The organism is Flavobacterium sp. DSR2-3-3, assembly GCF_049896585.1.
Lineage (GTDB): Bacteria > Bacteroidota > Bacteroidia > Flavobacteriales > Flavobacteriaceae > Flavobacterium.
Window position 1 is genome coordinate 130,705 of record NZ_JAFCUP010000006.1, and the last position, 13,010, is coordinate 143,714.

8 protein-coding genes are annotated in these 13,010 nt (G+C 34.2%); 6 read left to right on the forward strand and 2 right to left on the reverse strand.

Annotated elements, in window-relative coordinates; all coding sequences use genetic code 11:
- Positions 1 to 21: 21 nt before the first annotated feature.
- Entirely contained in the window at positions 22 to 999 is a 978-nt protein-coding gene (locus ACP7AQ_RS10010) for a nucleotidyl transferase AbiEii/AbiGii toxin family protein (protein WP_426095370.1), read from the reverse strand.
- A complete protein-coding gene (locus ACP7AQ_RS10015; RefSeq protein ID WP_426095371.1) occupies positions 996 to 1,718 on the reverse strand; it encodes a DUF6088 family protein in 723 nt (240 codons plus the stop codon). Before ACP7AQ_RS10015 ends, ACP7AQ_RS10010 begins: the two co-directional genes overlap by 4 nt.
- 1,144 nt (positions 1,719 to 2,862) lie before the next feature.
- On the opposite strand from ACP7AQ_RS10015, the gene ACP7AQ_RS10020 reads away from it, so the two are divergent.
- The 6 genes from ACP7AQ_RS10020 (at position 2,863) to ACP7AQ_RS10045 (ending at position 13,001) form a co-directional block, all read left to right on the forward strand.
- Positions 2,863 to 3,840 carry a FecR family protein gene (locus ACP7AQ_RS10020; RefSeq protein ID WP_426095372.1) on the forward strand — a complete coding sequence of 326 codons (978 nt, stop codon included), beginning with the start codon at positions 2,863 to 2,865 and terminating at the stop codon, positions 3,838 to 3,840.
- Entirely contained in the window at positions 3,830 to 4,438 is a 609-nt protein-coding gene (locus ACP7AQ_RS10025; protein ID WP_426095373.1) for an RNA polymerase sigma factor, read from the forward strand. Before ACP7AQ_RS10020 ends, ACP7AQ_RS10025 begins: the two co-directional genes overlap by 11 nt.
- A 76-nt stretch (positions 4,439 to 4,514) precedes the next feature.
- Positions 4,515 to 7,916 carry a SusC/RagA family TonB-linked outer membrane protein gene (locus tag ACP7AQ_RS10030; RefSeq protein WP_426095374.1) on the forward strand — a complete coding sequence of 1,134 codons (3,402 nt, stop codon included), beginning with the start codon at positions 4,515 to 4,517 and terminating at the stop codon, positions 7,914 to 7,916.
- Positions 7,917 to 7,927: 11 nt separating this feature from the next.
- Positions 7,928 to 9,592, forward strand: coding sequence for a RagB/SusD family nutrient uptake outer membrane protein (locus ACP7AQ_RS10035; protein WP_426095375.1), 1,665 nt, complete (start codon positions 7,928 to 7,930; stop codon positions 9,590 to 9,592).
- Positions 9,593 to 9,647: 55 nt separating this feature from the next.
- The gene (locus ACP7AQ_RS10040) at positions 9,648 to 10,910 is read left to right on the forward strand and encodes a YdcF family protein (protein WP_426095376.1); all 1,263 of its coding nucleotides are present in this window, start codon (positions 9,648 to 9,650) and stop codon (positions 10,908 to 10,910) included.
- Positions 10,911 to 10,919: 9 nt separating this feature from the next.
- Positions 10,920 to 13,001, forward strand: a complete 2,082-nt coding sequence (locus ACP7AQ_RS10045) for a glycoside hydrolase domain-containing protein (protein ID WP_426095377.1) — start codon at positions 10,920 to 10,922, stop codon at positions 12,999 to 13,001.
- Positions 13,002 to 13,010: the final 9 nt, after the last annotated feature.

The window sequence follows — 13,010 nt, forward strand, 5'->3', positions numbered from 1 at the left end:
CTTGTAATACCACTATTTTTTTTAGACTGTAATATTCCAAGTTATTATTATCAACCGCTCTTTTATTATTTTCAAAGTAGCGAGAACAGCTTCTTCTTTTGGTAAGTCTCCATAAACCAAATTTTTAAAATCAGTCGTATAAGTTACTTTTAACTCATCCCAAACCGTATCCAATTCTTTAAAAACAAGCGAATCAACAGGATGATTCTCTAACCATTTATTGTTGTTTTTAAAACTTATTACATCGTCATTGGCTACGGTCAATAACATTTTTTCGAATTCCGGTGAATAAAAAAAATCAACCAATTCTTTTTGCTGTAATAATTGATGTAAGTCATAAGCATGTCTTATCTTTTTCTTTAAATCTTCAATAGGGTATTCCGTGTAGGAAAACCGAACAAGGCTCATTATTTTTTCACAAAGAGTCCTCACAGATTCTAATACCAATACTTCAAAAGGCAGTAATCCGTTTTGTTTAGCAATTTCAGTTTGACCATTATTAATCATCATATTCCCTATATAGGAATTGACATTCCTTCTCGTATAAGGTTCAAAATATCCTAGCCAAGTAGCCTCGATAATGATTACATCTCTTACTTGTCCATAATTACCCTTAAATTCTTTTGCATAAGTATGTGCCGTTTTCCGGTTCATTCCCATTTTATGAGTTACTTCGTCTACCACAACTTCTGGTAATACTGCATTTATAACTTCACTAATTTTCTTAATTTTATTCGTTAGCTTATTATTAGTTTCTCCATCATGTCTCAATACAACAAGATCTATATCCTCCGAAAATCGTTCTATCAGATTAAAACATTTTGAAAGTGCAGTTCCGCCTTTAAATATGGTGTGTTTACCAATTTCATCATGAAAAATAGTATGCAAAGCAAAGGTAACCCAGTAATCTTTTTCAACATATATTTCTGGAATATTCATTTGTTGACTTGTAAACTGCACCGCCTGCCTGAAAAGTTGTTTATTTTCGTGTAGTTTCATATAATATTCCATTTTTCAGTTTGACTCAATATTTTATTAACTGATAATTTATACTTAGTGATAGGGTTTAATGTCTTGTAAAGTAGATCCGCAAAAGTACTTTCATTCAATTCATCCAACATCGCTCCTAAAAGTGCTTTTGCCGCTGGTGGATATTTAAGAGCTAAACGCACCATTGTGGTTTTGTCTTTATCAGATAAATCTTTAATAATAGCTAATAATCGTTTACAAGAAAATTCAAGATTACTATCAGGAATTTTTCTTATATAACGAATGGCATCCAACAATTGCAGCAAAGGAATATTCTCTTTGGTAATTGTATTTTTTTGTTTGACAAATGAAATTGTATAACGTTCTCGTTTAAAGGCAGAGCGAACTTCATTTTTTCCTATTTGGATGGTATTGCTAACTTGGGTAGTAAGACCTAACTGATTATAAATACTAAACCCCGTTAAGTATCCCGTTATTTTACCATCATTTTCCATCAAGTCCTTCACAGTTTGAGCTTGATTAGGCTCCAATTTACCAAAAGGAGTATTTTCAGGTTTATAATATTTTCCCTTAGAAAGTTTAGCTATTTTTCCCGATTCAGCCATTCTATTGAGTGTTTTAATGACTGCTTCTTTTTTACTCACCTCAGTAACAAAGTCTGCATAGGTGAATACATATCCTTTAGGGAGCCTATCTATTGTAAACGATATATATTCAGATGTTTTCATAAATTATTAATACTGCAAATATAAATAATTTGTCCAGTTTATTTTACAAAAAACTGGACATTTTTAAAATAAATTTGGATAGTTCCGCTATAGTTCATACCTTTAAACTTGTTTCATGGTATGAACCATAGCATAAATATTGCATAATTCCGTCTTATTACAATCAATTTTTACAGAATTCAAGATCTTCTTCTTTATGTAAAATCCACCTCGGATTACCCCAAATTTTACTTTTCAATCAATATTTTCATCCTAAAAATAAATTGTTAAAATAAACAAATTAACATTAATTGATTTTTATTAATTTAACTAAAATTTTAATATTAACCGTGCACGAATCCGTAAACGATTACTTAGTTTTCAAGTCCTGTAACAGCATATAACTAGGTATTTATTTGGTAAAAATATCAAATTCATAACTTTGAGGTCCCGAGTTCAAATCTCGGTCGCCTACCAAAACAGACCCTTAAACAACAACTGTTTAAAGGTTTTTTTACGTTAAAATATTTCCAAATTATCTAAAATAATTTTTGAGAGTGCGGAATTAGATTGAGGAACTTTATCAAAACAACTTAGTTTCTTTACTCTTTATAAAGCCAGTGATAAAATTTAAGTATCAAAAATAGCTTTTTTGCATCATCATGATTGAAACTGTAGTTAATATTTCTATATGATTTTGGATAAATTAATAATCAAGTGATAAATACATTCCTTAAACTTTCCAAAACGATCACTTTTCCTATTCAACTTTTCCGAAATAAGTAAACACATTTGAAAGGTATTAATAATTTCATCCTCCTAACATTACGTTGTTCTGTCTCTACGTCAATAAGTAGTCTTTCCCTTTTTTTATTCCCAATAGTAAATTTTATGGTTAGGGAAAATCGATGCTTAGCCTTCGCCTCAAGTTAACCTATGAAAATACTTTGTTATTCAGGCTAAATCACTTTTAAATTCAATTATCCTTTCAATAAGATTGATTTTTATACCAAATCGAATAGGCTACAACATCTTGAGTAAGGGTGTAAAAATCAACCTGACTAAACACTTTAACGATTCATTAACAATATCGAGTTGATTTGATGGTATTGAAAACTAGGGGTATTTCTCTTATTTTGACTCCTATAAGTAAAGGGAAATATTTATGCTGAATGTTAGTCAGAAGGAAAAAAAATGTGTGCGGTATCTTGCCAATGAAATGTCAAAAGCAGAGCGATCCGTATTTGAAATTGAATTGTCTTTAGATGATGATCTCCTTGCTATTTTTGAAAATTTTCAAACCATTTGGATTAGTTATCCTAATAGTGAATTGCCAAAACAAACGATTTCCTTTGAAAAAATACTGAATCAATATAATAAACCAGAAAAACATAAATCCGTAAATATTTCCAAAAAAAATAAGGTAGTACTCTCGATGGCTTTCCTTTTGGTTTTTTGTCTGGGCTTTTATTTCATTGGAATGACAAAATCTGAATATACTAATCATAGAATCGCACCGAAAGGTCAGCGGCTTACTTTTATTTTACCGGATAGCAGTACTGTTATTTTAAATTCGGGCAGTGAAGTAAAATATTTCAACGATTTTAGGGAACAAAGAGGTATTTGGTTAAAAGGAGAAGCTTTTTTTAAAGTGACAAAAAATAGTGATTCCCCTTTCATTGTCCATACTAATGATTTTAATGTGAAAGTTTTAGGAACCGAGTTTAATATTAACAGCAATACCATTGATCAAACGGTTTCTTTAGCAAAAGGAAAGGTAAATATAGTTCTCAAAGAAAGTAAGGATGAAATTAACCTTTTACCAAATGAAGAATTGGTTTGGAATGCCAAAACCAAAGCCGTTATCAAAAGGAACTTTGACGTTAATAAGGTTGCTGCATGGAAAGACAATATACTCTTTCTGGACGATGAGAAATTCGAAGATGCACTCCCAAAAATCAATCAATTTTATGGAGTAAATTTTATTATCAAGGACGTTTTCATTGCAAATAAGCGTATAAAAGGTGCTTTTAAAAACCAGACCATTGATGAATTTATAACTTCTCTAGAGTTTATTTCAGATGTGAGTATTAAAAAAACCATTAAAAATAACATTGAGATAAGTAAGAGCCATGAAAATTAATCAAACAAAAATGGGCAGTAGTGAATGCTTTTCCGACGATTATTTATTTCAGCAAATTCAGAATGGACAATATGAGGCGATGCAACTTTTCTTTAATAGATATTATACTCCTTTGTGTCGTTTTGGATCTAATTATGAATCGAACCCTTGTCTTGTCGAAGAAAAAGTCGCTGATATTTTTATTCAGTTGTGGACCAACAGAAATATTCTTGATAAAATTAAAAACCCTAAATCTTATATCTATGTAATAGTAAAAAACAGTTTAAAAACAGTACGGAAATCAGAAAAGTTTTACCAACAAATTGACGAAGAAAAAACTATAAATTTTATGTTTTCGCCTAGTAGGGAACAAGAGATTATTGAAAATGAACAAAAAGAAATAAATACCAATTTGATACGTGAAATATTAGATATTATTCCTAAAAAATCGCGTCAGGCTTTTGAACTCAGCAGAATTGATGGTTTAAAATATAAAGAAATTGCGGAAATTTTAAACGTCGCTCCTAAAACGGTTGAAAATCATATAGCTATTGCGCTTAAATACATTAGTAAAGCTTTGGAATCCTATAAAAAGAGAGGCTTGTTAAACTCTATCTAATAATTAGTTGAAAAAACTGATTTTTTTAAGACCAGTTTTAGTTTGTTAAAAACAATAATAAATAATTATACATAAAATGAAACAAAAAATTATACTAACCTTATCCTTATTACTACTATTTGGTGTTGGGGTCACTTATTCAAAAACTTCGAAAACAAGTATTGTCGAAGAAAATAGAGCTAAAAAAGAAAAGATCAATTTAAACTTAAAAGACGCTTCTGTAAAGCAAATTTTCACTCTTATAGAACAGCAGATAAACAATAAGTTTATATATATGTCAGACCAAAATTTTCTTCAAAAGAAAATTTCTATTTCCATATATAATCAAGATTTAAATCAAGTATTAGCGGTTTTAAAAACCAAAGTGAGTCTTGATTTTAAGATCACTAAAAACGGTGTTTTGGTAAAAGAATTGATTGAGATTACTCCAAAAAGCACTGCAAAAAAGAATCAGGAAAACCGAAAAATCACTGGTGCGGTTTTAGATGAATCTAATTTGCCTATTCCCGGAGCTTCTGTATTTGTAGCAGGAACAACTATAGCGACAAGCACTGATTTTGACGGGAAATTCACGATTAATGTTCCTGCAAATACAACGATTTTGTCGATTAGTTATATCGGATTTGAGACTAAAGAAATCAATATTGAAAACCAGACAGAAATAAAAGTCATGCTTTTTGAATCGGCTTCTCAATTAGACGAAGTTGTAGTAGTGGGTTATGGTACAGAACAACGAAGAAATGTGACCGGCTCAGTCTCTTCGGTAAAAATGAAAGAGATTGTATCACAGCCTAAAGCGAATGTAACTGAAATGCTGGAAGGTCGTTTGCCCGGAGTTCAAATCATGAGTGACAATAGCCCTGGAGGAGGTTCGTCTATACGGGTACGCGGGTTTAGCACCATTAACAATAATGATCCGTTAATAATTATTGATGGGGTCCCTGCTTCCAATGGTTTAAATGGGATCAATCCAGCCGATATAGCAACGCTTCAAGTATTAAAGGATGCTGCTTCGTCTTCAATTTATGGTTCTCGTGCCGCTAATGGAGTTGTCGTACTAACCACTAAAAAAGGAGGGAAAAGTGGTAAAACTGAAATACAATTTGATGGGTATTCCGGTGTTCAATCAGCCTTTAATTTACCTACGATGTTGAATGCGCAACAGTATGGAGATTTACTTTGGCAAGCAACTAAAAATGATAATAAAATACCAGCTAGTGGTGTTTATGGTAGTAATCCCAACGCACCAACAATTCCAGCTTTTCTTAACGCTGCCAATACGATTCCCAGTGGTGATGTAAAATGGATTGATGAAATCATGCGACCTGCAGCGGTTCATTCCTATAATTTATCGCTGTCAAAAGGAGATGAAAAAAGTCAACATGCTTTTACACTTGGATATTTTAATCAGGAAGGAATTATAAAGCACACTGGATTTGAGCGTTTTTCTGCGCGATTTAATTCTAGTTATAAAGTAAAAGATTTTCTGACTATTGGCGAAAACTTTACGGCTTCTTATTCCGAGCAAGTTGCAACAGGAACTAATAGCTCTTTGGGAAGTATTGTTTACAATGCTCTACAGTTTCCTTCGATTGTTCCGGTGTATGATATAAACGGAAATTTTGCGGGTAACCCAATCAATGATATTTCGAATCCATTAGGAAGTTTAACGCGGGCCAAAGACAATAACCAAAAGCGAATTCAGGCTTTAGGGAATGTATTTGCCAGTGTAAAAATTAGTGATTTTACTTTTAAAACTTCTTTGGGACTGGACTTTCAAAATTTTAATTACAGAGATTTTTCACCTGTTTTTAATGAGATTCTTTCGCAAAATGTAAAAAATGCGTTAACGACAAGCAACAATTTTAATTATCAACTTACGATATCCAATACTTTAAATTATCAAAAACAATTTGGTCAACACAATCTGGATGTTCTTTTAGGGCAAGAAGCGATAAAATATTATTATGAAGGTTTTGGTGCTTCTCGCCAAAATTTCCTGTATGAAGATCCAAATTTCAGATACTTAAGTTACGGAACTGAAAATCAGTTAAACACGGGAACTGCAAATGAATGGGCTTTGAACTCCTATTTTGGTCGGGTAAATTACAATTTCAATCAAAAATATATTGTAAGTGCTACCGTTAGAAGGGATGGAACTTCAAGATTAGCCAATAACAACTGGGGCACTTTTCCGGCAGTTTCTGGGGGATGGAGATTAGATAAGGAAGAATTTTTTGATTTTGGAGATACGTTTACTTCATTTTTACTTCGTGCCAGTTGGGGACAAACTGGGAATCAACAATTGCCTTCCTATTCTACGGTTGATAGTTATTCCAATAACAATAATTATTCTGATTATGCCATTGGAGGTCAAAATGTGATTTCAACAGGATTAACACAAACGCGAGTTTCAAATGCTAATTTATCTTGGGAAACTACTACTCAAAAAACAATTGGGTTGGATCTTGGTTTTTTTAATAATAAATTAAATGTTACGGCAGAATATTACAACAAAGAGACCAATGATATTCTGGTCTATAATGTAATTCCATTAACTAATGGAGGTACAAATGACGGACAATGGATTAATGACGGGCAAATGAAAAACCGCGGTTTTGAATTGGATTTAAACTATGCCGATAAAATTAGTGATTTCTCCTATGATCTTTCTTTAAATTTGACGGGATACAAAAATGAATTGACCACTTTGAATAGTGTTGCCTATTTAGGAATTCCTAGTTCTTCCTTGCATACAGTAAATTTTGGTCAGGAAATATCCAGAAGTGCCGTTGGACAACCTATTGGATCTTTTTATGGATTTGTTTCCGAAGGCTTATTTCGCAGTCAACAAGAAATTGCCGATTATGGGATGCAGCCCAATGCGCAAGCAGGAGATCTTAAATTTAAAGATGTAAATGGTGATGGAGTAATTAACAATAATGACAGAGCTTTTATTGGTTCTCCTCATCCAGATATCATGTTGGGTTTTAATATCAATTTGAAATACAAACAGTTTGATTTAGGAATGTTTTTTAACGGAAGTTTTGGAAACGATATTTATAATCTAACAAAATACAAAACTAATTTCTTTAATCAGGCTGCTTACAATAAAGATAGTGCATTATTAGGCGCCTGGACGATTGACAATCCTAATTCTTCTATTCCAAGATTGTCTTTAGATGACAGAAATAACAACATTCGACCTTCTTCGTATTATGTAGAAGATGGTTCGTATTTTAAACTAAACAATTTACAAATGGGTTATACTTTTGCTCCAGAAGTTCTAGCCGGAATGAAATTACGTTTGTATGGACAGGCGAGTAATGTATTTACGATTACCAAATATAGCGGTTTGACACCACAAATTGGGCTGCAAAGTTATTCTTCAAGCAACCGAAATCTAGATATCGGTATCGATAGAGGAATTTATCCCACTTCACGAACATTTACTTTTGGCTGTAATTTAAACTTTTAAATTTAAAAACGATGCGAATAAAAAACACAATAAAAATAGTAGCTTTTCTGGTTTTAGGACTTCAAATGAGTTCTTGTTCTGATACATTTTTAGAAGAAGTTACATACGGTGAAGTTGATCCTTCCGAAATGACGAAGCCGGCTAATGTAGAACGCGCCATTATATCAGCGTACAGCGTTTTAAACGGACAAATTGACGGAGCCTCAAATGCCCTTAATTCACCAAGTTCGAATTGGAGTTTTGGAGATGTCACTTCGGACGACAGTTACAAAGGCGGTGGTGGAACTGGAGATCAGAACAATATTCACCAAATGGAAATTTACAACGAAAATTCAACGACGCTGGATATAGAACGTAAATGGGTGGCACTTTACGAAGGGGTGAAACGGGCAAATGAAGCCATGCGTTTATTACATGCCTCGTCTGAATTTGAAGCCAGTTTGAAAGTCAAACGAATGGCAGAATTGCGATTCTTAAGAGGTCATTTTTATTTTGAGTTAAAAAAAATATACAATCGCATTCCGTATATTGATGAAACGGCATCTTCAGTGGCTGATTATGCCAAATCCAATACGACTTTCAGCTCAGATGAATTATGGACTAAAATCGAGAATGATTTTCAATTGGCTAATGCCGATTTGCCAGTTACACAAACAGAGTTGGGACGACCAACCAAAATTGCGGCTAAAGCTTATTTGGCTAAATGTTATGTTTTTCAAAACAAATGGCAATTGGCTTACGACGCTACTGCTGAAATAATGACTAGTAATTATGGCTTACTAGCTGATTTTCAGCAAATATTTTTACCAGAAAATGATAATAATAAGGAAGTCATTTTTGCTATTCAACATTCTGTAAAAGATGGTCAACCTAGTTCGTACAACGGAAGTATTGGAGATCGTTTATCGGCGCCAGGAGGTCCATTTTATTCTCAATATGGTTTTCACCGTCCTACACAGAATCTGGTGAATGCCTTTAAAACCGATGCTAACGGTTTGCCATTGGAAAACAACATCAACGTTGTATCTAGTGATAATGTAGATCCACGTATCGATGTTACAATAGGACGTCCGGGAATCCCTTATAAGGATTTAGGCATTTTATACCAAGACAGCTGGGCAAGAGATTTGGCAACGTATGGTGCCTTTGCTCCTAAAAAGCGAATTGTTTCTGCTAAATCTGCTTTTCACGTTACTGTTTGGCCTTATGTAAATGCTCTGAACTACTATATTATTAGATATGCTGAGGTTGTTTTATGGAGAGCAGAGGCCGTTGTAGAAATTGGAAAAATAGATGATGCGCGAATTTTAGTGAATCAAATTCGGAATCGTGCCGCTAATTCTGCTTATGTAAAAACATTAGATGGAAGCGCAAATGCTGCAAATTACAATGTTAAACCGTATAACATTATTTGGACCGATAAAATTGCTGCAAGAGCAGCGGTACATTTAGAAACCCGTTTAGAATTGGCTATGGAAGGCCACCGTTTCTTTAATTTGGTTCGATGGGGAGAAGCAGATACTGTTCTAAATAAGTATCTAACCGTAGAGAAAACAAGAAGAACGCATTTGACAAATGCTGTGTTTACCAAAGGGAAAAACGAATATTTTCCGATACCACAGCGCTACATTGATGCATTGCCAATAGGTACAGTAACCCAAAATAAAGGCTTTTAAAAAATTAAAATAAATTGGGCAATTAAAAAGATTGCCCAATTTTTTATTAAAAAAGATGAGAAAAATAATTTACCTGTTACTTGCGCTTATTTATATTTCAGGCTACAGCCAAAAAGAAAAAGGATTTGGACTAGATTATCCCTCTTCTAAATCGGGTTCGGTGATTCAGGACAAGAATTTTTATTTGTTGACTGCTATTCAAAACGATAAAGCCGTTAGTCAACTGCTAGAAAAGAATAGTGTTTTCAAAACAATTTTTGAGAATCATCAGCAAGAGATTGGAAACAAACTAACGTCTTGCAAAGACAGTCTTTCCTGCTTAATCAATGGGTATCAATTTGAAGAAAAAGAACTCAAAAATATTGATGAGGAACTTCAAATTTTGATGAAAGACGAAAAGGTACTTCAAGATTTTGTAAAAAATAATTTGCGTAATTCTGGGAAATACGAGAATTTTAAAAACAGTACCAATACGGAATTATTACTAAAAGCATGGCAACTTTGTGCTCAGGGAATGAATCGTATCATGAAGGTATATGGTCTTGGGGAAGCCCCGCAATATGCTAAAATGGATTCGGTTTCTTATGATGTACGGTCTGAATTTTACAAAGGATCTGTTTTTTTGTGGTCTGATTTTCTTCACAATAAGAAGCCGAAAGGAAATACGCTGTTTTTTCAGGAAAGTCTGGAATTCAGTTTGTCGCTTTTGTATATGAACCATCGAGATGAAGTGGCTCGCTACGAACCTTTGGAAGAAAAGGAGAATAAGAAGACAATTGCCCATATAAAAAAAATTGATTTTGATGCTTTTGATTACGCTTCTGTTTTAATTTTGGGTAACGGACCGGAAAATTATCAAGACCGATTGTCCGCCATTGGAAAACTAAATCTGCAATTGGGTGTGCTGGAATATGAAGCCAAGAAAGCTCCTTTAATTATTGTTTCCGGAGGTCATACTCATCCATTTAGAGCTACTTTTTGTGAAGCGATCGAAATGAAAAAAGAACTGATGGACGTGCATCATATTTCCGAAGAAAATATTCTTATTGATCCTTTTGCGAGACATACCACAACTAATTTGCGTAATGCAGCCAGATTAATGATTGCATATCAAATGCCGCTTGACAAAAAAAGTATCGTCGTTACAAATAGTAACCATAGTAATTATGTGGGAAATGCAAATTTTAATGCGCGTTGTATGGAAGAATTGGGTTATTTGCCCGCAGTTATTTTAAAAAGATTAAATTCGACTGCGATAGAATTTCTACCCAATGCGGAATCCTTGCATCAAAATCCAATTGATCCATTGGATCCATAAATATATATTATGAAAAAAATATTAGTTTTAGGATTAGCAATCGTTACAGTAGCTTGCCAGTCTTTAAAAAATAATAGTGCTAATTTGGCATCATCGCCAGTAGAAAAAGTAAATGTCTTTTTAGGTACTTCTGGCGATCACGGACAAATGTCTCCATCTGCTTCTTCTCCCTTCAATATGATGAGTATAGGCCCGCAAACTTATCCACATATTCATTCTGGTTACGAGCATCTGGCCAAAGAATTTTTGGGATTTACCCATAGCCGTATCGAAGGAGTGGGTTGTTTGGGAAGTGGAGGAAATTTATTAATCAAACCAATTTTGGGTAATGATTCCAATACGTTATTGCTAAAAAAACAAGAATCAGCTTCACCGGGTTTTTATCAGGTAGCATTCGAAAATGGAATTCAGGCTCAAATGAGTGTGAAACATAATTTTGGAATGCATCATTATCAATTTCCGCGGAAGGGAGCGGGGCTGCATATTGATTTATCGCACGCTTTTGTAAATCGATTTGTAGCCGAAGAGCATGTAATTGGAACAAAAAACATCAGTGGCTGGATCGATACCCAAACCACTTGTGATAAGGGAATATATCGCATTTATTATGTGCTGGAATTCTCTAATTTGGGAACAATAACAAAAATTGCCGATCATCAGTATCGTGTTGAAGCTAATGCAGATGACAAGGAAATGGTCGTTCGTGTCGGTTTTTCCTCTGTGAGTACGGCTTTCGCCAAAGGAAAAATAGAAACGATGCCGATACAGGATTTAGCTGTGCAAACAACTGCAGAGTGGAACGATCATTTAAATAGAATAGAAGTTGATGGCGAAAAAGATCGGGAAGAATTGTTTTATTCACTTTTGTACCGAGGATTACAAGCGCCGTTTTTAGTTTCAGAAACGGACGGCACTTACAAGGCGATTGACGGTTCCATTCAAAAATCCAACAGCCCTGTATACAATGGCTGGGCTATTTGGGATAATTATCGCGAGCAATTGCCCATGCTTTCATTGGCTTATCCGGAACGTTTTGGACCCATAGTAAAATCTATTGCAAATTTGTATCCGTATGGGAAAAATAATTGGGCAACAAAGCACGAATCCTCACCCACAGTGCGCACAGAACACGCGATTGTGGTTTTATTAGACGGGTATAAAAAAGGATATCCGGTAGATTTTAACACCATAAAAGATTCCCTAATCGCAGAAGTGGATCGATTGGAATACAACACACCTGACAAGGCTTTGGAATCTTCTTACGACAGTTGGGCGCTTTCGGAAATCCTGAAGATTACCAAAGACTCCTTATTGAGTGCCAAGTATTTGAATAAAGCGTTAGGCTATAAACGCTATTGGGAAAAAGATTTCGCTGATTTGTCGCTGAAAGATATCGATAAAATGCCTGCGCGTGGCATGTATCAAGGTACGGTCTGGCAATATCGCTGGTTTGTTCCTTTTGATGTGTCAGGTCTCAAAAAATTAACAGGTGGAGAAGTTTCTTTTTTAAAGCAATTGGATCAGTTTTTTGCTGAGGACAATTACAACCATGCGAATCAGCCAGATTTACAAGTTCCGGGCCTGTATAATGCGAGTTCCCAACCTTGGAAATCACAAAAACTGTTTCGGAATATTATGTTGGATACGGTCGTTCAGGCTTATTTTAATGAAAACAGTAAAGGCGTTGATTCCTACATTGGAAGGATCTATAAGAACGAACCTCAAGCCTATGTACGCACTATGGATGATGATGCCGGTACGATGTCCTCCTGGTTTGTTATGCGAAGTATAAGTTTGTCTCCGGCAAATATTGGAAGCCCGATATATTACTTAACCGCTCCGATCTTTAAGAACGTAAAATTAAATTTGGAAAACGGAAAATCATTTCACATCAAAGTTAGTAATTACAATAAAGATCACTTTTATATTCAATCGGTTCGTTTAAATGGTCAGGCATTATTTAGGAATTGGTTGACGCAGGAAGAGATCATTAATGGCGGAACCCTAATCATTGAAACAGGTGCATTACCTAATAAAAATTGGGGAATAGAGGAACAGTGGATTTCAAAAATGGGGTTATCAACTGACTAATTAAAAAAG

Excerpts from the sequence above, each read along its gene's own strand:
- ACP7AQ_RS10010 (WP_426095370.1), bottom strand. The coding sequence starts at position 999 with ATGAAACTACACGAAAATAAACAACTTTTCAGGCAGGCGGTGCAGTTT.
- ACP7AQ_RS10015 (WP_426095371.1), bottom strand. The coding sequence starts at position 1,718 with ATGAAAACATCTGAATATATATCGTTTACAATAGATAGGCTCCCTAAA.
- ACP7AQ_RS10020 (WP_426095372.1), top strand. The coding sequence starts at position 2,863 with ATGCTGAATGTTAGTCAGAAGGAAAAAAAATGTGTGCGGTATCTTGCC.
- ACP7AQ_RS10025 (WP_426095373.1), top strand. The coding sequence starts at position 3,830 with ATGAAAATTAATCAAACAAAAATGGGCAGTAGTGAATGCTTTTCCGAC.
- ACP7AQ_RS10030 (WP_426095374.1), top strand. The coding sequence starts at position 4,515 with ATGAAACAAAAAATTATACTAACCTTATCCTTATTACTACTATTTGGT.
- ACP7AQ_RS10035 (WP_426095375.1), top strand. The coding sequence starts at position 7,928 with ATGCGAATAAAAAACACAATAAAAATAGTAGCTTTTCTGGTTTTAGGA.
- ACP7AQ_RS10040 (WP_426095376.1), top strand. The coding sequence starts at position 9,648 with ATGAGAAAAATAATTTACCTGTTACTTGCGCTTATTTATATTTCAGGC.
- ACP7AQ_RS10045 (WP_426095377.1), top strand. The coding sequence starts at position 10,920 with ATGAAAAAAATATTAGTTTTAGGATTAGCAATCGTTACAGTAGCTTGC.